The sequence below is a fragment of the Microbacterium sp. LWH10-1.2 genome, assembly GCF_038397765.1.
Lineage (GTDB): Bacteria > Actinomycetota > Actinomycetes > Actinomycetales > Microbacteriaceae > Microbacterium > Microbacterium natoriense.
Genome location: NZ_CP151638.1, coordinates 2,690,408 through 2,711,029 on the forward strand (window position 1 = coordinate 2,690,408; position 20,622 = coordinate 2,711,029).

Annotated in this window: 17 protein-coding genes; 9 read left to right on the top strand and 8 right to left on the bottom strand. The window is 69.9% G+C overall.

What is annotated here, in order from left to right:
* The first annotated feature begins 22 nt into the window (after positions 1 to 22).
* The 6 genes from MRBLWH10_RS12835 (at position 23) to MRBLWH10_RS12860 (ending at position 8,424) form a co-directional block, all read left to right on the top strand.
* Positions 23 to 784 (top strand): siderophore-interacting protein, encoded by a 762-nt coding sequence (locus MRBLWH10_RS12835; protein WP_105675456.1) that lies wholly within the window; start codon positions 23 to 25, stop codon positions 782 to 784.
* Between the two features lie 154 nt (positions 785 to 938).
* Positions 939 to 1,343, top strand: coding sequence for a VOC family protein (locus tag MRBLWH10_RS12840; protein WP_341940155.1), 405 nt, complete (start codon positions 939 to 941; stop codon positions 1,341 to 1,343).
* A gap of 266 nt (positions 1,344 to 1,609) precedes the next feature.
* Positions 1,610 to 2,779 carry an RtcB family protein gene (locus MRBLWH10_RS12845; protein WP_341940156.1) on the top strand — a complete coding sequence of 390 codons (1,170 nt, stop codon included), beginning with the start codon at positions 1,610 to 1,612 and terminating at the stop codon, positions 2,777 to 2,779.
* 170 nt (positions 2,780 to 2,949) lie between these two features.
* Positions 2,950 to 5,502, top strand: a complete 2,553-nt coding sequence (locus tag MRBLWH10_RS12850; RefSeq protein ID WP_341940157.1) for a LuxR C-terminal-related transcriptional regulator — start codon at positions 2,950 to 2,952, stop codon at positions 5,500 to 5,502.
* 198 nt (positions 5,503 to 5,700) lie between these two features.
* A complete protein-coding gene (locus MRBLWH10_RS12855) occupies positions 5,701 to 7,908 on the top strand; it encodes a hypothetical protein (RefSeq protein WP_341940158.1) in 2,208 nt (735 codons plus the stop codon).
* 117 nt (positions 7,909 to 8,025) lie between these two features.
* Positions 8,026 to 8,424 (top strand): VOC family protein, encoded by a 399-nt coding sequence (locus MRBLWH10_RS12860; RefSeq protein WP_341940159.1) that lies wholly within the window; start codon positions 8,026 to 8,028, stop codon positions 8,422 to 8,424.
* Between the two features lie 10 nt (positions 8,425 to 8,434).
* Here the strand turns inward: MRBLWH10_RS12860 and MRBLWH10_RS12865 are convergent, their stop codons facing one another.
* Together MRBLWH10_RS12865 and MRBLWH10_RS12870 are read right to left on the bottom strand one after the other, a co-directional pair.
* Entirely contained in the window at positions 8,435 to 9,889 is a 1,455-nt protein-coding gene (locus tag MRBLWH10_RS12865) for an MFS transporter (protein WP_341940160.1), read from the bottom strand.
* 82 nt (positions 9,890 to 9,971) lie between these two features.
* A complete protein-coding gene (locus MRBLWH10_RS12870) occupies positions 9,972 to 11,306 on the bottom strand; it encodes a M20/M25/M40 family metallo-hydrolase (RefSeq protein ID WP_341940161.1) in 1,335 nt (444 codons plus the stop codon).
* A gap of 156 nt (positions 11,307 to 11,462) precedes the next feature.
* On the opposite strand from MRBLWH10_RS12870, the gene MRBLWH10_RS12875 reads away from it, so the two are divergent.
* The 3 genes from MRBLWH10_RS12875 (at position 11,463) to MRBLWH10_RS12885 (ending at position 12,659) form a co-directional block, all read left to right on the top strand.
* Positions 11,463 to 11,762, top strand: a complete 300-nt coding sequence (locus tag MRBLWH10_RS12875; RefSeq protein WP_341940162.1) for a hypothetical protein — start codon at positions 11,463 to 11,465, stop codon at positions 11,760 to 11,762.
* The gene (locus MRBLWH10_RS12880) at positions 11,759 to 12,157 is read left to right on the top strand and encodes a DUF1801 domain-containing protein (protein ID WP_341940163.1); all 399 of its coding nucleotides are present in this window, start codon (positions 11,759 to 11,761) and stop codon (positions 12,155 to 12,157) included. Before MRBLWH10_RS12875 ends, MRBLWH10_RS12880 begins: the two co-directional genes overlap by 4 nt.
* A gap of 91 nt (positions 12,158 to 12,248) precedes the next feature.
* The gene (locus tag MRBLWH10_RS12885) at positions 12,249 to 12,659 is read left to right on the top strand and encodes a VOC family protein (RefSeq protein WP_341940164.1); all 411 of its coding nucleotides are present in this window, start codon (positions 12,249 to 12,251) and stop codon (positions 12,657 to 12,659) included.
* A gap of 57 nt (positions 12,660 to 12,716) precedes the next feature.
* On the opposite strand, the gene MRBLWH10_RS12890 is transcribed toward MRBLWH10_RS12885, so the two are convergent.
* The 6 genes from MRBLWH10_RS12890 to MRBLWH10_RS12915 are packed head-to-tail and all read right to left on the bottom strand — an operon-like array spanning position 12,717 to position 20,404.
* Positions 12,717 to 14,228, bottom strand: coding sequence for a helix-turn-helix domain-containing protein (locus MRBLWH10_RS12890; protein ID WP_341940165.1), 1,512 nt, complete (start codon positions 14,226 to 14,228; stop codon positions 12,717 to 12,719).
* Entirely contained in the window at positions 14,225 to 15,253 is a 1,029-nt protein-coding gene (locus MRBLWH10_RS12895; RefSeq protein WP_341940166.1) for a DUF917 family protein, read from the bottom strand. The genes MRBLWH10_RS12890 and MRBLWH10_RS12895 overlap by 4 nt, the downstream gene beginning before the upstream one ends.
* 10 nt (positions 15,254 to 15,263) lie before the next feature.
* Positions 15,264 to 16,367: a DUF917 domain-containing protein gene (locus MRBLWH10_RS12900; protein ID WP_341940167.1), complete on the bottom strand. Its 1,104-nt coding sequence runs from the start codon at positions 16,365 to 16,367 to the stop codon at positions 15,264 to 15,266.
* Positions 16,364 to 17,485 (bottom strand): DUF917 domain-containing protein, encoded by a 1,122-nt coding sequence (locus MRBLWH10_RS12905; protein WP_341940168.1) that lies wholly within the window; start codon positions 17,483 to 17,485, stop codon positions 16,364 to 16,366. The genes MRBLWH10_RS12900 and MRBLWH10_RS12905 overlap by 4 nt, the downstream gene beginning before the upstream one ends.
* A 1-nt stretch (position 17,486) precedes the next feature.
* The gene (locus MRBLWH10_RS12910; protein ID WP_341940169.1) at positions 17,487 to 19,034 is read right to left on the bottom strand and encodes a hydantoinase/oxoprolinase family protein; all 1,548 of its coding nucleotides are present in this window, start codon (positions 19,032 to 19,034) and stop codon (positions 17,487 to 17,489) included.
* Between the two features lie 38 nt (positions 19,035 to 19,072).
* Entirely contained in the window at positions 19,073 to 20,404 is a 1,332-nt protein-coding gene (locus MRBLWH10_RS12915; protein ID WP_341940170.1) for a cytosine permease, read from the bottom strand.
* Positions 20,405 to 20,622: the final 218 nt, after the last annotated feature.

The following is a 20,622-nucleotide window of genomic DNA, read 5'->3' on the forward strand; positions in this document are numbered from 1 at the left end:
GAATGTAGGTTAGCCTTACTTCATGAGCGATACGAAATCCGGCTTCTCCATCGAGCGTCGCGGCCTCGAGCTGCGCTTCCGCACCGTCACGCTGACCGCTCGGGAGTGGCTGGCCCCCGATTTCGTGCGCGTCCGCCTCTCCGGCAGTGACCTCGCCGGCTTCGACTCCCTCGGCTCCGACGACCACATGCGCCTGTTCTTCCCTGCGGGTCCCGTCGACACCGTCGAGGAGCTGCGCGCCTCCCCGAGCCGCGAGTACACGCCGCTCGCGTGGGGTGAGGACTGGCTCGACGTCGAGTTCGCGGTGCACGGCGACGAGGGCGTGGCCGCGCCGTGGGCGGCCACCGCACCGCTCGGATCCTCGATCGGCGTCGGCGGTCCCCGTGGATCCGCCGTCATCTCGGGACAGCCCGGTTCCTGGTTCCTCGCCGGCGATGAGACCGCCATCCCCGCCATCCGCCGCTTCGCCGCGCTGCTCCCCGCCGACGTGCCCGCGCGCATCGTCATCGAGACGGTGTCGGCGAGCCGCGAGGTCGAGATCGAGGCCCCGGTCGACGTCGAGTGGGTGCACCGTGGCGACGCCCCCTCCGGCTCCGCGCTCACGACCCTCATCGACGGGCTGACGGATGCCGTCGGCGCCGACCCGTTCGTCTTCATCGCCGCCGAGCAGTCCATCGTGAAGCCCGGTCGCGCGCTCCTCGAGCGCTGGGGCGTCGACACCGCCCACGCCGTGGTCAAGGGCTACTGGAAGCGCGGCGAGGCGGAGTACCACGCCCCGCACTGACCTCACCCGCTCTCGCCGGAAGACTCTCGCCCGCTCTCATGGGAGAGCCCGGAGCATCGGATGCCGGTGCGGCGCGCCTCCCGGCGACACGCCGCGACGCGAGCGGATGCTCCGGGTTCTCCGGCAGAGCCCGACGATGCGCGACGATGGACGTATGGCACTCGTCGATCACCTGGGTATCACCGTCAACGACATCGCCCGAGGACGTGAGCAGTTCCATCCTGTGCTGACGGCGCTGGGCTACGAGCTCGGAGTCGAGGCCGAGGGCGGGTTCTCGTGGCACCACGGCGACGACACCGAGATCATCGTGTTCGCCCCGCGCGAGGCGGACTCCGGTCCTCACGTGCACGGCCGCGTCGGATGGCAGCACCTCGCCTTCGCCGTCGACTCCCGCGAAGACGTCGATCGACTGCACGCCGTCGCGGTGGCCGCCGGGTGGACGGTCGTGCGCGAGCCGAAGATCTACGAGCGCTTCAGCGACACGTACTACGCCTCCTTCGTCGAGGAGGACAACGGCATCCGCATCGAGTTCATGCACAATCCGCCGCGGGACGCTTGACGCACGCAGCGAATCTCCCCTAATGTTGCAAAGCTGTGCCGACCGGCGCAGCACTCAGCCGAGGAGACGACGGATGCCCGCCCTGCGGAAACTCCCCTTCGCCGCGGTCGATGCCCTTCAGCAGAAGCGCAACGACCGCCACGAGTCGTACCCTCCGGCGCGCGCCGTGTAGCAGCATCCGCTGCTCTCATGCCCCGCACCGTCAGGTCCGGGGCATTTTTCTGTGCCTCCCGACCTGTGGCTGACCATCACGAAGGAAAGGAATCATGGAGAGGCTCTCCGCACGGCTGCTGTCGTGGGCGTCGCTGATCGACGAGAAGACACTCGATCAGGCGAAGACCACGGCGCGCATGCCGTTCATCCACCCGCACCTGGCGCTCATGCCGGATGCGCACCTCGGCAAGGGGGCGACCGTCGGGTCGGTCATCCCGACCCTCGGCGCGATCATCCCGGCCGCCGTCGGCGTCGACATCGGCTGCGGGATGATCGCCGTCCGCACGCAGTTCACGAGGAGCGACCTCGACGGTCGCGACCTCGCCGAGCTGCGGGAGCAGATCGAGCGGGCCATCCCGCTCTCCGCCGGGCGCTACAACAACAAGATCGTCGCCACGGCGCAGCCGAGGATCGACGAGCTCGAGGCGCTGGCGGAGAAGAACGGATTCGATCCGGAGTCCTACGCAGGGAACTGGCGGCTGCAATTGGGCACGCTCGGCTCGGGCAACCACTTCATCGAGGTGTCGGTCGACGAGCTCGACCGGGTGTGGCTGTTCCTGCACTCGGGTTCGCGGGGAGTCGGCAACCGGATCGCCGGCCACCACATCGCCGTCGCGCAGCGGCTGGCGAAGCAGTGGTGGATTGACCTTCCCGACCCCGACCTCGCCTACCTGGTCGAGGGCACGCCCGAGTTCACGCGGTACATCAGGGAGCTCCGGTGGGCGCAGCGCTTCGCTCTGCTCAACCGGGAGGAGATGATGGACAGGGTGGTCCGGCAGGTGTCGGAGTTCCTCGGGACGACGGTGGACGAGCAGGAGCGGATCAACTGCCACCACAACTTCACCGAGTCGGAGAAGCACTTCGGCAAGCAGGTGTGGGTCTCCCGGAAGGGAGCGATCCAGGCGGATGCCGGACGGCCGGGGCTCATCCCCGGCTCGATGGGGACCGCGTCCTACGTGGTCGAGGGCCTCGGCAACCCGCTGTCGTTGAACTCGTCTCCGCACGGTGCAGGGCGGGAGTACTCCCGGTCGGCCGCGCGGCGGACGTTCACCCACGATCAGCTGCGGGAGGCCATGGTCGGGATCGAGTTCCGGGACACGGATGCCTTCATCGATGAGATCCCGCAGGCGTACAAGCCGATCGACACGGTGATGGCGGATGCCGCCGATCTGGTGACGATCCGGCACACGCTCAGGCAGCTCGTCAACGTGAAGGGCGACTGAGCACAGAGGTGGGCGGTGGCGATGCCATCGCCCACCTCTGCGTCTTCGGGGCCGAGCAGCATACTGCGCGGTCACGGGAGCGGTGATTACACTGACGTCCGAACCAGGAGATGCCCTCATGCCACGACCCGAACTCCGCCCGCCGCTCTTCGGCGCCGAACGGAGCAGCGATGTTCGTCAGGACTGACGATCTCGCCTCGGCGCTGAGGCTGATCACGGCGGGCTCCTGCGTCAGCATCGTGGGGCCGGACGGCAGCGGACGCTCGATGCTGCTGCGCGAGATCGCCGGACACCTGGAGCAGCGCGGCTATCCGACCATCCGGATCCTCGGCATCGAGTCGCTTCGCGGCCGCCCCTTCGACGCACTGGATCTCGCCGGCGAGACGCCGACGGGATCGTCACCGCTTCAGGCCAGACAGCTGGTCGCCGCATTGGCCGAACGCGCGGCGGGGACGCGCGCAGTGCTCCTCGTCGACGACGCCCCGTTCGTCGACGAGGAATCGTGGGGAGTCATCGCCGCCGTGCACGCCCGCACGGGCGCCACGATCGTCACGACATCGGCGGCGCCCCGAGACGGAGCCGCGAAGAGACTGCATGCGATCGTGAGCCAGGCCGCGGAGCTCCGCCTGCGTCCGCTGACCTTCGAGGCCGTCTCCGATCTCGTCCACGAGCAGCTCGGGAGCGCCGTCGACACCGGCCTGGTCGGACGCGTGTACACCCGATCCGCCGGCATCCCCAGCCTGGCCGTGGCGATGATCACGGCGGCGCGCGCGTTCGGCCACATCGCGCTCGAGGACGGCACCTGGACCACGATCGGCGAGCTCTGGCACGATTCGATGTCCGGAGCGGTCGAGCACCTCCTCGCCCACCTGGATGCCGACGACCTCGAAGCCATCGAGACGCTCGCGCTCGCGGGCGTCCTGGACATCGACACCGCAGAGGAGCTCGTCGGCCGTCACGCCATCGAGTCGCTCGAATCGGCGAGCCTGCTGCTGAGCATCGAGCCGTTCGGACGTCTGTCGGTCGCCGTGACTCCCCCGCTCGTCGCCGACTACTTCCAGAACCGCCCGACCTCGGTGCGGCGCACCCGCATCCTGAGAAGGATCCAGGAGCGCTTCGGCCCCGCAGACGACGCCGCCGCGCGCATCGAGCTCCTCCCCGGAAGCGCTGCGGACGCTTCGCTCGAACCGGATGCCGCGGAGATGACCCTGGTGCGGCTCATCCGCGATCGGCACGCGGCGCAGCTCTCGGCACGACGGCGCGCGTGGGAGCGCGACCCGAGCGTGGAGACGGCCACGAACTACCTGTTCACGCTCTTCGACGGGAAGCACGACTCCTCAGTGGCGCTCCAGGTGTTCGAGCGCACGCCCACCAGCATCGGGGACGGCGGAGCGCGCGCGATGTTCCGCATCCTCCAGGCGCGCTGGCATGCGCTCGCTGCGGGCGAGACGGCATCCGCACTCGACATCCTCGAGGCCGCCGCCGCCGACCAGCCCCGCTACGAGACGATGCTGGAGGTCTGGGCGACCCACCTGAAGATCGTCGGCGACGGCGCGACGCGCGCGCAGATCGACCGCCTCGCGACGTTGTCAGGACGGGATGCCACCACCGACGACTCGATCAGGTCCGTCCTCTCGACGGCGCTGCTTCTTCGAGGTCGCGCCGAATCGGCGCACGAACTCCTCGTGGACGCGGACGACACCTCCACGAAGCTCGGACGCGTGCTCACCCTGCTGCACGGTTGGTCCCTGCTGGGCCGGGGCGATGTGGCCGAGGCGCACGACTGGGCGGTCACCCACATCGAGCAGAGCCGGGTCGAGCTCGACCTCGAGAATCTGCGAGGGCACACCTATCTCGCCGCGGTCTCCGGGATCACCCTCGGGCGGTTCCGCGCCGCCGAGATCCACCTCGGCAGGTTCCTCGCCCTGGGAGAGCCGGGGCTGGGCCAGGAGGGCAGCCAGATGGGAGCACTGGCGCTGGCGGCGATGCTCGCTGCCAGGTCGGGGCGGATCAGCACGGCGACATCGCTCGCTGCGCAGGCCACTGCCACCGGGGTGACGATCGGCCCCTGGCCCGGCATGGTCGCAGCGCTTCCCGACATCACCTTCCGACTCCTCGCCGGCGATGCCGAGGGTGCGGAACGGGAGATCCGCGCGCAGATGAGCGAGCTCGAGAGGCGCGGCTACCTCCTCGCGGCCGGGATGCTGCGCGTGCTGACCTGGGGGCTCGGCGTGCAGGCACCGCCCACGGCGAGCGCCGACGACGACGCCATCCGCGTCGAGGGCGCCCTCGTCACTCCGATCCTCGATGTGCGCGCGGCCGTCGCACGCGAGGACCATGCGGAGCTCGCGCGCCTGGGCGCGTGGTTCGAGGAGCAGAAGCGCCTCGAACACGCGGCGACGTCGTACGAGCGAGGACGCGACATCGCCGTGCGGCACGGTGACGACGTGGCGGCGGCACAGCTGTCCGATGCGCTCGCCGACCTTCGGGGTCGACGCGATCCCCTCGATTCCGTGTCGGCAGCGGGCCGTTCGAGCACGCAGGCGCAGCTGTCGAATCGCGAGCGCGAAGTCGCCCGTCTCGCCGCGCACGGCCAGTCCAATCACGAGATCGCAGAGCACCTGCACATCAGCACCCGCACTGTGGAGAGCCACCTGCTCAAGGCGTTCCGCAAGCTGCGCATCTCCGGTCGCGCGGAGCTCTCCGCGTTCTCCTGGCTCTGAGCCACGGCGACAGACGCCGCGCTCCCGCTGAGCATCACCGGGTTCGACGTGTGACGTACCCGGTCGCGCATCGCGCCTACTGAGTTCCGCTCGCCCACTACGGATCACGACCCGCACGCGGCACCGCGCGTCCGCACCCTTGAGAGGTTGCCCCGCGCACCGGAGGCACTCCGACCCACTCTCAGAGAGGACTGCCTCATGGCACGTTCAGCCCGCAGATCGACACACGCGGCCCCACCCGGCCTCCGTTCACGACGAGGAAGGACCGCCGGTCTCGCGGCGGCCGCCCTCGCCATCGGCGCCGTGGCGATTCCCGGCGGAGTCGCCTCGCCCGCGCCGGCTTTCGCCGCGGATGCGATCGACTGCTCCGCCATCTACGCCATGAACTCGACCAACGGCGCCGGCAGCACGCTGTGGAGCATCGACACGGCCACGGGAGCGCAGACCGAAGTGGGCGAGATCGCCGCGGGGGCCGATGCCCGCTCGACGTTCAACGCCCTCGGCGTGCACGTCACCCCCGAGCATCCGGGCGGACTCGCCTATGTGATGCGTTCCGACCACTGGACGACGAATAAGGGCGCGATGGAGACCTACGATTTCGCGACCGGAACGACCACGAGTGTCGATGTCGTCGATCTGCCCACCGGCTGGACGAGCACCCAGACGCACGGCGCAACGGACCCGAAGACCTCACGGTACTTCCATGGCTCGACGAACGGCGGCTCCCTGAACCTGGATGCACGCGCGCTCGACTCCGGTGCCCGCGAAGGCCGAGTCCGGATCACGTTTCCGTCCACCATTCCAGGAACGAACGGCGACATGGCCTTCGATCACGAGGGAAACCTCTACGTCGTCATGAGTGACGCGAAGGAAGCGGCGATCTACGTGGTGGACGCCCGAGACATCATCCTCGGGCAGGGGAACCCCGCCCCGGCAGTGCGCTCCACGCTGATCCATCGCTTCACCGTCGCAGACCCCGGGAATCTCGGCATCAACGGGGCCGCCTTCGACCGCGACGGCTTCCTCGTCGTGAGCACTGAGCTCGAGCTGCTGCGGATCGACCCGATGTCGGGAGAGGTCACGAGCACGGTGACCTTCTCGAAGCCCGGCGTCGTCGACCTGGCATCCTGCACCGCCCCGAGCCACCTTACGCTCGAGAAGGACTTCCCCGAGGGCCGGGAATCCGACGATGACACCGACCAGGTGCGCCTCGCGGCATCCGGCAGCGGTCTCGGCGACATCGCCACGCAGACGACCGGCACTGCGCGGGGCGTGCAGCGCGAGCGAGTGCTCGTCCCGGTGCTCCCCGGCTCCGTCGTCACGATCGAGGAGAGCGGCACCGGCACCGATCCGGAGCGCTACCGATCGTCGTGGACCTGCCTGGATGGCGCCAGCAGTGATCGGATCGCGAGCGGCCGAGGCACTCGTGCCGACGTCACGATTCCCGAGGGTCGTCCCGACGGCGTGGGCGTGCGCTGCACGTTCACGAACACGCCGCGCGTCGAGGCGGAGATCCTCCTGACGAAGTCGGCGGACGTCTCGCGGGCCCAGGTCGGCGACCGTGTCACGTACTCGTTCGAGGTCACCAACTCCGGCACCAGCCCGCTGAGCGACGTGACCGTCGACGAGACCGCGTTCACCGGCACCGGCACGCTCTCGCAGGTGGAGTGTCCCTCGCGACCGCTCGCTCTCGACCCCGACGAGACCGTGACATGCACCGCGACCTACGTGGTGCAGCAGGATGACGTCGACAGGGGCTCCGTCGAGAACACCGCGACCGCATCGGGCATGACGCTCACCGGAACCCCGGTGACCTCGCTCCCGTCTTCGGCGGTGATCACCTCGGAGCAGGCCCCCGGGCTCGCCATCGTGAAGTCGACGGATGCCGCGTGGTTCTGGAGCGGCAGCACGATCGACTACACCTTCGTCGTCACCAACACCGGAACCGTGACGCTCACGGACGTCCGGGTCGACGAGACGGAGTTCAGCGGCACCGGATCGGTGTCCGCGGTGGAATGCCCGCCCGAAGCGGCATCCCTCCGGCCAGGGCAGTCGATCACCTGCACCGCGAGCTACACGACGCAGGACGCAGATCTCGCACTCGACACGATCGACAACACGGCGGTCTCTGCGGGCACCACGCCGGGCGGCGAGCCGGTCGAGTCGGCGCCGTCGAGCGCGACCACACCGCGCGGCGACGGCGGACACGTCGACGACGAGACGGGCGGAACCGAACAGCCGACGCCCCCTGCCGAGAAGGGCGAGAACTCCGGCCCCGGCGGCCTCGCCGACACCGGACTGGATCTGGTCGGGCCGCTCGTGGCCGGGGGCGCGGCTCTCGCGCTGCTGGCTCTCGGGGTCGCTCTGATCCGCGCCCGTCGTCACGCCGGGAGCCACGACGGCTGAGACGTGAACAGAGACCGCCCCGGGGCTCGACACCCCACCTCTCCCCTCGTCGAGCCCCGGGGTTCTCGCGATCCCGCCCGACGACCGGATGTCGGGGGCATCCGACAGACTGTCCTCATGGCCTCCTTCGATCACCTCGGCATCACCGTCGACGACGTGCCCGCCGCATCCGCCCAGTTCCATCCGGTCTTCGAGGCCCTCGGCTACACGCGGGCGCACGACGCCGACGACCTGGCGTACTGGCGCAAGACCGACGAGCCCGAGATCCTGCTGTACCCGGCGCGCGACAACGCCACGGGTCCGCACGAGCACGGCCGCATCGGCTGGCAGCACCTCGCGTACGCCGTCGACTCCCGCGAAGAGGTCGACCGTCTGCACGGCATCGCCCTGGCCGCGGGCTGGACCCCCGTGCGCGGGCCCAAGGAGTATCCGCGCTTCAGCTCGCGCTATTACGCGTCGTTCGTGGAGGATGCCAACGGCATCCGCCTGGAGTTCATGTACAACCCGCGCGACTGAACCGGGGCGCTCACACCGCGGGCGCGGCCTCGGTCTCGACCGCCCGGTCGGTGAACGCCTCCTTCGGCACGAAGACCAGGAGCACGGCGGCGGCGAGGGCCGTCACGCCGCACACCACCCAGACCGTGACGTAGCCTGCGAAGGAGCCGGCCGTCCCCTCCGACGCGGCGCCGACGGCGCCGTGCAGCAGGGCGATGCCGAACACGCACGACGCGATCGCCCCGCCGACCGTCTTCACCGAGTTGGTGAGCCCGGTGGCGACGCCCGTCTGCGAGGCCGGCGCGGCCGACGCCGCCGCAGCGGGAAGGGCCGCGACGAGCGCTCCCGACCCCAGCCCGACGACGACCATGTTGGTGATGACCTGCGCATAGGAGTCGTGGAAGGGCAGGAACAGCAGGAATCCGATGCCGACCAGCACCGAGGCCCCCATCAGGGTGAGTCGCGGCGTCACGAGGCGAGCGACCACCGGGAAGAGGAGCGCTCCGCCGATCATCGCGACCAGGTAGACCCCGATGATGAGCGACGTCGCGAACCCGGTCGTCCCGAGTCCGTATCCGTACACCGAGGGGTCGGTGCGGGCGAAGGTCGACAGCGGCGCCTGCGCACCCAGCACGCTGACGCCGAACAACCCCGCGGTGAGGAACACGGGGCCGAGCGCCGGGGAGCGGAACATCCGCACGTCGATCAGCGGGTCGCCGCAGCGCAGCTCCCACAGTGCGAACGGGATCACGAGCAGGATGCCGAGCGCAACGACCGCCCACGACCAGGGGTTCGCGAGCCCGCCGTCGAGACGCAGGAGGCTGAGCCCGCCCGTGAAGCAGATCAGCGCGAGGGAGATCAGCACGAGGCCGACCGTGTCGAAGACGCCCCCGGTGGGCTCGGGCGACTCCTTCACCCCGAACAGGACGACGAAGAAGCAGACGATGATGAGGAGCGCGGGGATCAGCAGCACGACGGTCAGCGGCAGCACGTCGATGAGCGCGCCGCCGACGAGCGCACCGATGATGGCGCCGCCCTCGAGTGCGGCGACGAGGAGTCCCGCGGCCTTCGCGGTGATGGACGAGCGTCCCTCCATGCGGCGGGAACGAGACCAGATCAGCGCGATCTCCAGGGGCAGCCAGACGACGTAGAACCCCATGAGCGCCCACCCGACGAGGAACACCGCGAACGAGTCCGTGAAGGGGAGCACGAGCGCGGCCGCACCGGTGAGAGCCGTCGAGATGAGCAGCATCCGCTTGTGCCCGACCATGTCGCCGAGCTTCGCGAAAGCCGGGACGACGAGTGCCGAGAGCATGAGCTGCGTGCCCTCGAGCCAGTTGACGTCGGCGTCGTGGATGCCGAGGTGGCGTGCGATGTCGCTGAGCATGGGCGTGTAGTACCCCTGCAGCACACCGCTGGTGAACTCGACGAAGGCGAGGAAGCCGACGACCGTCGCGAGGGTGCCGAGAGTCCGGGTGCGCGTCATCGCGGCTCCTGTTCAGGCGTCTGATCTCCGCTCCTGCCGGTTCCCGAGCGGAACACGGACGCGAGCAGAAGGGCGGGTGAGATCACCCTAGCCGTTCGATGAGGGCACGGTGGAACCGCTCCCCGCGTTCGAGCGCGGCGATCTCGACGTTCTCGTCGACGCCGTGGATCGACGCCCGCTGCGCGTTCGACATGTCGAGCGGCGCGAAGCGGTACACGGCCGGGGAGAAGCGGTGGAAATGACGCGAATCGGTGGCCGCCATCATCACGTACGGCACCGCGGCGACGCCCGGATACGACGCGGCCAGGGCATCGGAGAGGAGGGCGAACTGCTCGTTGTCGGTCGGCGATTCGGGCGAGGGCTCGCTGGCCTCGACGACGGCGACCTTCACGAGAGGGTCGGCGATGCGGCGACGCACACGCAGCACCGCCTGCTGCGTCGTCCCGCCCAGCGCGATGCGCAGGTTGATCGTCGCGGACGCCTGCGACGGCAGCACGTTCGCCGCGGTGCCGCCGGACTGCATCGTCGGAGCGATCGTGGTGCGGACGAGTGCGGCGGGTTCTCCACCCAGGGCGGCGAAGAGCTGGGCCGTGAGCACCGGTGCTCCCCCGAGGAGCCGAAGCAGATGCCGGGCGGGGCCGGGGGTCTGGTCGGCGAGCTGGGACAGCATCCGTCCGATCGCACGGGATGCGCGCGGACGGAAGGTCCGCGGGCCGAGCCGGTCGACGGCCCTCGCGACGCGGCGGACGGCGGTGAGCGCCGGGGGCGCGGAGGCGTGCCCACCCTCGCCGCGCGCCGTGAGGGTCAGGGTCATCACGCCCTTCTCGCCGACGCCGATCATCGCGGCCCGCCCAGGGACGAAGGGCAGCGGAGCCGCCACGACCGCACCGCCCTCGTCGACGACGAGCCAGGGCACGATCCCTCGTTCACGGAGCACCCGCGCGATCTCCTCGGCCGCGTGCCCGTAGGTCTCCTCGTTGCCGCCGAAACTGAGGTAGACGTCGCGCGCGGGCGTGAAATCCGAGGAGAGCAGGTTCTCGACGGCCTCGAGCACCACGATCAGCGGCCCCTTGTCGTCGAGCGCCCCTCGTCCGTACACGATGCCGCCGTCGATCACACCGGCGAAGGGCGGATGGGTCCAGGCATCGCTCTCGTCGACGGGCACGACGTCGTAGTGCGCCATCAGCACGAGAGGTCCGTCGGAGGTCTCGCCCCTCCCCTTCCAGTGGAACAGGAGCCCGAAGTCGGTGTGCCGCTCGAGAGTCAGCCGCTCGTGGACGAGCGGATACTGCGTGGCGATGAGGGAGACGAACGCCTCGAACGGCTCCCTCCCCCGCTGGTCGAGCTCGGCCGACACCGTCGGCAGCTGGATCATCTGCGAGAGGCGTTCGGCGATGCCGGGGCGTGCGTCTGTCACGAGGGCCATCGTATCCCCGGGGTGGATGTCGGTCACGGCCGATGCGCACTCCTCCTCCACACCCGCTTGTGAGGGAAAGTTCTCCACCGTCCGCGTGTTCGCCCGCCGAGCATTGGCAGGATGAAGACCACCGACCAGAATGGGAGCGTGATCAGCATGACCGAACCGCAGACGTGGACGATGATCGGGGCGTTCATCGCCCTGATGTTCGGCATGCTGACGGTCGTGTCGACGCTGTTCGTGCGCGTCCTGCGCGCGGAGGTCGGCGGACTGCGCACCGAGATGGTCGTGCGGTTCGAGTCGGTGGATCGGCGGTTCGAGGCGATGGACGCGAAGTTCGAGGCGAAGTTCGATGCCGTCGACGCCCGCCTCGACTCGGTGAACACCCGCATCGACGCTCTCGACCGTGACGTACAGGCGCTCGTGAAGCGCACCTTCGGGCTGGATCGCGAATGACCCGCGCGGCGGAGATCGACGCCTACCACGCGCGGCAGACCCCGAGCGACCGGGAGATTTGCGAGCTGCTCGCGCGCGAGATCGAACAGGGGCTCCCCGAGGCCGTGAGCAAGGTGTGGCACGCGCATCCCGTCTGGTTCCTCGACGGCAACCCGATCGTCGGGTACAGCCGCCTGAAGGATGCCGTGCGGCTGATGTTCTGGTCGGGTCAGTCGTTCGACGTCGACGGCCTCGCTCCGTCTGGCACCTTCCAGGCTGCCGAGGTGCGCTTCACCGACGTCACCGAGATCGACACGGCGGCGCTCGCGGGCTGGCTGGCGGCGTCTCGCGAGGTCCAGTGGGACTACGAGAACATCCGCACGAACCGCGGCCTCGTCAAGCGCACCTCGTTCTGACTGATCCTCTTGCGAGACGCCCGGAGACGGGCGCAGACTGAGCGTGCACATCGGGGCCGGCCGAGTCGAACACCTCACTCTGGGAGCAACAATGGCGAATCTCAACCCCTATCTCTCCTTCCGCGACAACGCGCGCGAGGCGATGGAGTTCTACCAGGGCGTGCTGGGCGGTGATCTCGACGTCAACGTCTTCGCGGAGTTCCCCGACATGCTTCAGGATCCGAGCGAGAAGGACCTCGTGATGCACGCGCAGCTGACCACGCCAGACGGTCTCGTGCTCATGGCGTCGGACACGCCGAGCGCCATGCCCTACGTCACCCCGCAGGGCTTCTCCGTCTCGCTGAGCGGAACGTCGGCCGACGCGACGCGGGCGGTCTGGGACGGACTCGCCGACGGCGCCACGATCACGATGCCGCTCGACGTCGCACCGTGGGGCGGCCTGTTCGGAATGCTGGTCGACCGCTTCGGCGTCAACTGGATGCTCAACGGCGACCCCGCGTAGAGCGGTCCGGTCGCCCGCGCCTTTCCGACGATCCGCATCCCATGCGATCCGCGCAGCTCAGCGCGGCTGCACCGCACGACATGCGAGATGCAGTGCCAGGCGCGCCTCGGGATCGGCCATATCGATCCCGAGGAGCTCCTGGACACGGCGGATGCGCACGGCGACGGTGTTGCGATGCAGCCCGAGCGCCGCGGCCGTCGCGGCGATGCCCGATTCGTTGTCCAGGTAGGCCGACAGCGTCGAGAGGAGTTCGCCGCCGCCTTCCTGCAGCGGAGCGAGCAGGGACTGAGCGGCCGGCACGAAGGTGTCGGTGCCCGTCCAGGCGAGAAGGAGCTGGTCCAGGCCGAGACTGTCGACGCGCACGAACCATCCGGTCGCCGACCGCGCCGCGGCGATGCGCGCCGCATCGGCTGCCTCGTCCAACGTCGCCGCGAGACCTTCCGGGCCGCTCTGCAATGAGCCCACCCCGGTCGCGATCGTGAAGTCGCGGAGGGCCGCGGCATGCAGCTCGCGCAGGGCCGCGACGGCGCGCTCGACCCGCTCAGGGCTCGGCGCGTCGGCGAAGGTCAGCCACCCGCCGATGCCGCGGCCCGTCGTGGTGGCATGGGCTTCGGCATCGACCGCGGCCAGGTCGGAGCTGATCGATCGCAACAGGGAGAACGGATCGAGCCTGCCTCTGGCGACCATGCGGAATCCGAGATGGTGTCCGGACGTTCGCCATCCCCGCTCCGCCATGCGACGGGCGACCTCGATGTCGGCCGCCCCGCGGATGTCGACGAAGTCGCGCAGGAGCCCGGAGGACACGGCGACGTCGTTGACGGCCGCGACCTCGTCGATGAGGAGTCTCGCCGCGACGGCCGGCATGGCCACCTCGGCGGCGACGGACAGCGCGAGCAGCTGCGCGTCGCTGAGCCCGTGACCGAACAGGACCAGACGAAGACCGCTGCGCCCCGGGCTGTCGACGCGCACCGACGCCGCCGCGAACGCCGTCGTGCGCGTGCGATCGATCCAGGAGTCGTAGCCGATGGCGGCGAGGAGCCCCTCATCGAGGTGATCTCCGGCCTCGTGGATCACGGTGCCCGCCTCGACGAGCGCGACACCGAGTCCGAGGTTCGCCGCGATGTGCCGCAGGAGGTCGGCCAGATCGTCGGCCGAGTACTCGAAGGACTGCGCCACCTTGCGCACCTGGCTCAGCGTGAGCGCGTCGCGAGCCTCGATGAGCATCCAGCACGCCTTCGCGAGCTGCACCGGACGCACGACGTCGAGCAGGGTGAGTCCGAGCCGATCGGCGAGACGCAGGGCGCCGGCATCCATCCCGGCCGCTCCGGGAAGAGCGAGCCCGGTGAAGCCGCGGTCGCGCACGCGGCGCAGCATCGCGTCCTGCTGCCAGGTCGTGGCGGGCGCCGCAGAGGTCAGCACGGCGAGACGTCCGTCACCGTGCTCCCGCAGGTCGGCCTCTCCCGCCTCGACGGAGACCGCAGACCACGATGCATCGGAGGGGCCCGCGACCAGGCGAAGGCCGCCGTTCTCGGCGTGCGCCAGGAGGGCGCTCAGCAGCAGCTCGTTCATGCGGCATCCAGCCCGAGGAGACCGTATGCCGAGGGGAGCACACGCGCGAGTCGTTCCGGGCGCTCCCGCCACCAGCCCGGCGCGGGGATGCCGAGCACCGCGACGGTGCGGGCGAGGCCGAGATCGGTCACCTCGAGGATCTCCCGCGACACCGCATCGAGGATCACGATGATCGTCGGCGCCGAGGCGATCAGCCGCCCGTCGGCGAGCACGGCGAGGGTCTCGGAGTGCGTGACGACCCTGTGCACGACGCCGCCGAGCCCGGAGATCTCCACCGCGTTCGCGTGAGGATCCGTCGGAGACGGCGCCGCGGAGACGATCCGGCCCTCCGCGAGGAGCTCGCCGCCGAGCGCCTCCGCGAGGATGGGCAGCGGTGCGCGCCCGAACTCCAGGAATGCGCGCCCGAGACCGAGCGCGTAGGCGAGGTGCCCCCCGATCGCGTGCTCTCGGAGATCGCCGACCGTGAACCCGCCGAGCACGGCGCAGCCCACGCCGCCGGCCTGGATGATCGCCGAGCGCACCACCCTCTCCGCGTCGATCGGGCGCTTCGCTTCGACCAGGGCCACACCGTCGGCCCCTGTCTCGCACGCGAAGACCAGCCCAGGCACGTGATCGACGAACAGCGACATCTGATCGAGCCCTGGCACGGCACGCCCCGTGCAATCGGCGTCGACGACGACGTGGGTCCCGGCGAGAGTGAGCGGGGCGAGCCCGTTCATACCGCCGCCCTCGAGCGAGCAGACCGCGGGCACGGGATGGCCGAGCCACCGCTCGACCGCCGAGAGGAGCGGGAGGAAGGGATCGGCTCCCGGCATCCGCTCCCCCAGCAGCATGGTCGATCCGACGAAGGCGACGCCGAGGCACGGGGTGGCCGGGTCCAGGTCGGATGCCGCCGCGATGCGCATCGGCCACTCCGGAGAGCTGCCGAGCATGAGTTCGAGCATCGTGGTGGACCCGCCGCCGCCGGATCCGAGGAGCGCATAGCCGCGGGCGAGCGCGGTGAGGTCGTCGCGCGCCAGCTCCATGCGCTCCAGCCTAGGACGCCGCGAGAGTCTCGACCGGGACGAAGCCCTCGGTCAAGCCGAAGGCGGGCGGCCCGAACGCGGCGAGCGCCTCCGGAGTGCGCATCATGTCGGGCGTCGATATCCCGAGCACCCGCACGCGCTGCCCGTAGCGGAGCCCTTCGGTGGTGATCGGCTCCGCGGTCTCGTGATCGACGACGCAGATGAGATCGGGCACGATCGCGACGACGGCCCCGCCCCTGCGCGCGATGAGGTTCTCGTTCTGGAAGGAGATCTCGAAGGGCGGCTCATCCGCGTCGCCGAGCGGGGCGATGATCGCTCTGCCCTTCGCGAAGCCCTCTGTGGTGCGCCGCTCGACGTCGACGACCTTGCCCACGCAGAGCTCGCGCACATGCGGATAGAGGGTGGGTGCGAGTGTGTCGGCGATCGCCTCGAACGGAGAACGGTGCTCCTCCCGTGCCAGACGGATCGCGCGGCCGAGCGCGAGCGCCATCGAGATCGTGCGCGGCACGGCGGTGCGCCGCACGTCGGCGCCGGTCATCGCGTACTCGGCGATGTGCCCGACGCCGCCGAGGCGGATCGTGATGCCGCGGGCCAGCCACTCCATCTGCCGGTCGTCGGCGCCGGTGTCGATGACGACCCGCTCCCCGCGCTCCCCCGCGAGGGCGAGCGGCGACCCGTGCACGCCGTAGACCGCGAAGGTCTCCATGGACAGCTCGGGGAACGCGCGCCCCATGCCGTCGGCGTCCACGACGGGAAGTCCGGTCTCCGCCGCGACGACCAGAGGGATCATCGAGTTGATCCCTCCGCACTCGATCGGCATCGTGGCATCCGCCATGCGGCCGAGGTGCTCCTCGAGGGTGCGCAGTGCGAGGGTCGGCTCGGTGCCGGCGGGGATCTTCTCGACCATCACCGTGGGCGCGCCCATCTGCGCCGTGGGGATCACGAACAGGTCGTCGGCGAGCTCGTCCGGGTCGAGGATCGTGATGCTGCCGTCGCCGAGGACGCGTTCCACGAGCATCTTGCCGATGTACGGATCGCCGCCGCCCCCCGTGCCCAGCAGCGTCGCCCCGCGCGCGAGGTCGGGAAGATCGGCCGCCGTGAGCTGCCAGCTCATCTCGCCTCGCTCCTCACGCCGGGCGCATCGCCTGCGACCGCGCCCGTCGACACGGCGCCGTCGAATCTGTGGGCGGGGATGTCGTAGCCGAAGTATCCCGGACCGACCATGGCGAGCGCCTCCGCCGAATGCCAGCGCTCGTCTGCCGGCGCCGCGATCACTCGGACGCGCTGTCCGTAGCGCAGCCCTTCGGTGGTGATGGGCTCACCCGACTCGCCGTCGAGCACCATGATGAGGTCGGGTGTGGTGGCGAGCACGGCGCCGTCGCTCTCGGCGACCAGGTGCTCGTTCTGGAACCGCAGCGTCAGGGACGATCCGCCTTCGGCGTCGATGCGCGCGCGGCCACGAGCGAAGCCGGTGGTGGTCGCACGCTGCACGTCGACGACCTTGCCGTCGAAGAGCTCGCGGCCCCCGAGCAGGTCGACCGCCGCCGACACCGGGTCGGACTTCTCGTCGCGGGCGCGGGCGATCCGCTCTCCGATGGCGATGCAGCGGGAGAGCGAGCCGCCGACGAGCGACTCCCTGGCCGCTGCGCCCGTCATCGAGAATCCGGAGATCATGACCGAGCAGCCCATCTCGACGCACGCGACGCGGGCGATGCGCTCGGTCCAGGAGTTGTCCACCGTCTGCAGCACGCCGGTGTTGCCCTTCTCGTCGCTGAACGCGAGGGGCGAGGCGGTCACCCCGTAGAGGGTCGGCAGCACCATCTGGAGTTCGGGGAAGGCGCGCCCCATGCCGTCAGCGTCCACGAGCGGGAGGCCGAGGGCGGCGGCCGCCGCGATCGGGATGGTGGAGTTCACTCCCCCGACCTCGGCGCACGCGATGTGCGTGACCGGTCGGCCGAGGTGGATGCCGAGGGCCTTCACGGGCTCGATGACCTCGTCGAGGCTGGGGAGCTTCTCGACCATCACGGTCGGCGCGCCCATCATGGCGACGAACAGGACGAGTGCGTCGTCGGGCACCTCGTCGAGGCCGACGACGGTGACCTCGCCGCCGGCGGCGAGCGCCTGACGGGCGAGCAGCGCGCCGATGTACGGGTCGCCGCCACCGCCGGTGCCGAGCACGGCGGCGCCACGGGCGAGACCCTCGATGTGGGCGGGGATGATCGACCAGCTCATGTCAGGCCCCCATGTCGAGATCGCCGACCGCCTTCACGCGGATGCGTGTGGCGTTGCCGGGGAGGTACGGGATCGGCACCTCGTCGAAGTCGATGATCGCCACTGTCGAGGGCTTCGCACCCGCGGCGATCGCCTTGTCCACGGCCTCCGCGCGCACCTCGGCGAGCGTCTCGTCCCTGCGGCCCGGTTCGATCGCGTAGACCTTGTCGATCTCGCCGCCCACCTGGGCGATCGAGGCGCCGATGGCGTTCGCGACCGCGTAGTTCTCCGGGCGATGCACCGTGCCGAACAGCGGCAGCTCGTCCGGCAGGAGGATCGATCCGCCGCCCACCGCGACCACGGCGATCGGCTCCGGTGAGGTGCGCATGCGGTCGACCGCCTCGGAGACGCGCTCGGCGATGCGATCGAGCACTCGCGCGACGAAGGCGGGGTCGAGGTGGGCGACCTTCGACGGATCGCCGACGGATGCGCGTCCGGCCGCCACGGCGATGTCGGTCGCGGTGAGCGTCGATCCCCCGAACACGAGCGCTTCCGTCGTGAGCCGATAGCCGACCGAGGCCGGACCGACCTCCGCGGTCTCCTCGTCGACGATGCTGCCGCCGCCGATGCCGAGCGACAGCACATCCGGCATCCGGAAGTTGGTGCGGATGCCGGCGACCTTGACTTCGTTGGCGGTCTCTCGCGGGAAGCCGTTGATGAGGAGTCCGATGTCGGCGGTGGTGCCGCCCACGTCGATCACGGCGCAGTCGTCGAGCCCGCTCGTCGCCGCCGCTCCGCGCATCGAGTTCGTCGGACCCGACGCGAAGGTCGCGACGGGGTAGCGACGCACGTACTCCTCGTCCATCAGCGTGCCGTCGTTCTGGCTGAGGAAGATCGGCGCCTCGATGCCCTGAGCGCGCACGGCGGAGGTGAGCCCGTCGACGATCTCCGACGCGAGCTCGCGGAGCGCGGCGTTGATGATGGTCGCGTTCTCGCGCTCGAGCAGGCCGATGCGGCCGATCTCGTGGGACAGCGAGATGGCGGCATCCGGCCCGAGCACCGACGACACGATCTCCGCAGCCTGCACTTCGAGGTCGTGGTTGACCGGGCTGAAGACCGACGAGATCGCCACAGAGCGGATGCCGTGGGCCTTCATGTCCTCCGCGTGCGCGCGGATCTCGTCGGGATCGAGCGGCGAGATCGGGCGACCGTCGAACTCGTAGCCGCCGTGCGCGAGGTAGCTGCGCGCCTGCGTCGCCGCGACCAGCGCCTCCGGCCAGTCGATCAGCGGAGGCAGCGCCCGCGTCGCCGGCAGCCCGAGCCGGAGGGCGGCGACCGGCGCCAGCCTGCTCGCCTGCACGAGCGCGTTGATGAAGTGCGTGGTGCCGATCATCACGGCCTCGATGTCGGATCCTTCGAAGGCGTGCCCCGCTCGCAGATCCTCGATCGCCTGGACGATGCCGCTCGTGACGTCGGGAGTCGTGGAGTGCTTCACCCCCGCGAGCGTGCGCGTCCGGTCCATGAGGACTGCGTCGGTGTTGGTGCCGCCGACGTCGATGCCGATATGCATGATTCTCGCTTCCGTGTGGTGGGTGTCGAGTGGACGGGTCAGGCCGTGGCCTCGACCGGAGAGGACTGGCGTGTCGTCGCCACGCCCACGCCGCGCACCCAGCCGAGCTTGCCCGCGATCACGTAGAGCGCCATCGACAGGAACAGGCTGATGAGCGACGGGATGCCCCAGGTGACGAAGTAGCCGACGAGCGCCGACACCAGCCACACCACGATGGTCGCGGGGACGATCCGGGGAGCGGTGGCGGGGAGCGTTCCCTCGTCGCGGGTGGCGTCGAGGTCGGGTCGCCAGCGCCGCACGATGTAGTACTCGGCGACCATGATGCCGGCGATGGGCGGGAAGGCGACGCTCAGCACGATGAGGAACTCGGTGAACTGCCCGAGGATGCCGACCGCGGCCAGCACCGAGCCGACGACGCCGAGGACGATCGTCGTGGTGACGCGGTGGAGGTTGCGCCCGAACGCGGTGGAGATGAAGTTCACCAGGCCCAGGGTTGAGGAGTACAGGTTCCAGTCGTTGATCTTCAGGGTGCCGGTGAGGACGATGAACAGGCCGATGAAGCCGACCGAGGAGGTCACGATCGCCACGATGTCTCCGGTGCCCGCCGCGTGGGCGAGCAACACGCCGGCGAGGCCGATCACGAACTCGCCGAGGGAGACGCCGAGCACGGTCTGCTTCACGACGTCTGCGCGGGAGCGGTTGAAGCGGGTCATGTCTCCGGTGATGATCGCCCCGACGATCAGACCGCCGGCCACGATCCCGGTGCCCGCCCACACGCTCATGGCGGGGCCGGGCGCGGGTCCGGTGAGCAGCTCGCCGATGTCGTGACGGCTCAGTTCGGAGATGACCGACCAGCCGACGAGGATCAGGAACAGCGGCACGGTGATGTTCGCCAGCCACTGCATCCCGACGAACCCGAAGGCAACGATCGCCGTGACGACGAGTCCGAAGATGAGGCTCCACGCCCACACCGGCAGGGCACCGGGCATGAGGGCGTCGAGCGACTGCGCCGAGATCGCGGACTGGATGCCGAACCAGCCGATGAGGCTGATGCCGATGGCGAGGCCGACGAGGGAGGCGCCGATCTCACCGAAACCGGTCCACCGCGCCAGAAGAGCGGTGTTGAGTCCCTCGCGCTGGCCGATGAAGCCGACCACGCACATGATCACCTCGAGGATGAGGGAGCCGAGGAGGAAAGCGAGGACGGCCTCGCCGAAGGTCATGCTGTAGCCGAGGGTCGCTCCGAGGAGGAACTGCGAGAGGGCCGAGACCTGACCGAACCGCTGTACGGCGATTCCGAACCAGGGCTTGCGGGCCTCGGGAGTCACTCGGGAGAGCGCGAAGTCATCTGCGTGCGCCGTGCGTGCCATGAGGATCCTTCGAGAGGAGGGACGGGTTTTGTCGGCCACAGTAGCGACGCGACAAGACCTCGCGACATGTGCATTGCGCACGAGAATGCCTCATCGATGTGCAGTGCGCACATCCTGGCTCTTACTCTCCGACTCCGACTCCGACTCCGTGTCGTCGACTGCACGTGAAGTCGCCGAACGCACGGGATATCGACGCACGGATGGCGTGCACTCGACGA

Coding starts and splice junctions, on each gene's coding strand:
- MRBLWH10_RS12855 (WP_341940158.1), top strand. CDS start 5,701: ATGGCACGTTCAGCCCGCAGATCGACACACGCGGCCCCACCCGGCCTC.
- MRBLWH10_RS12860 (WP_341940159.1), top strand. CDS start 8,026: ATGGCCTCCTTCGATCACCTCGGCATCACCGTCGACGACGTGCCCGCC.
- MRBLWH10_RS12840 (WP_341940155.1), top strand. CDS start 939: ATGGCACTCGTCGATCACCTGGGTATCACCGTCAACGACATCGCCCGA.
- MRBLWH10_RS12905 (WP_341940168.1), bottom strand. CDS start 17,485: ATGAGCTGGTCGATCATCCCCGCCCACATCGAGGGTCTCGCCCGTGGC.
- MRBLWH10_RS12875 (WP_341940162.1), top strand. CDS start 11,463: ATGACCGAACCGCAGACGTGGACGATGATCGGGGCGTTCATCGCCCTG.
- MRBLWH10_RS12835 (WP_105675456.1), top strand. CDS start 23: ATGAGCGATACGAAATCCGGCTTCTCCATCGAGCGTCGCGGCCTCGAG.
- MRBLWH10_RS12880 (WP_341940163.1), top strand. CDS start 11,759: ATGACCCGCGCGGCGGAGATCGACGCCTACCACGCGCGGCAGACCCCG.
- MRBLWH10_RS12850 (WP_341940157.1), top strand. CDS start 2,950: ATGTTCGTCAGGACTGACGATCTCGCCTCGGCGCTGAGGCTGATCACG.
- MRBLWH10_RS12915 (WP_341940170.1), bottom strand. CDS start 20,404: ATGGCACGCACGGCGCACGCAGATGACTTCGCGCTCTCCCGAGTGACT.
- MRBLWH10_RS12885 (WP_341940164.1), top strand. CDS start 12,249: ATGGCGAATCTCAACCCCTATCTCTCCTTCCGCGACAACGCGCGCGAG.
- MRBLWH10_RS12910 (WP_341940169.1), bottom strand. CDS start 19,034: ATGCATATCGGCATCGACGTCGGCGGCACCAACACCGACGCAGTCCTC.
- MRBLWH10_RS12845 (WP_341940156.1), top strand. CDS start 1,610: ATGGAGAGGCTCTCCGCACGGCTGCTGTCGTGGGCGTCGCTGATCGAC.
- MRBLWH10_RS12865 (WP_341940160.1), bottom strand. CDS start 9,889: ATGACGCGCACCCGGACTCTCGGCACCCTCGCGACGGTCGTCGGCTTC.
- MRBLWH10_RS12895 (WP_341940166.1), bottom strand. CDS start 15,253: ATGGAGCTGGCGCGCGACGACCTCACCGCGCTCGCCCGCGGCTATGCG.
- MRBLWH10_RS12900 (WP_341940167.1), bottom strand. CDS start 16,367: ATGAGCTGGCAGCTCACGGCGGCCGATCTTCCCGACCTCGCGCGCGGG.
- MRBLWH10_RS12890 (WP_341940165.1), bottom strand. CDS start 14,228: ATGAACGAGCTGCTGCTGAGCGCCCTCCTGGCGCACGCCGAGAACGGC.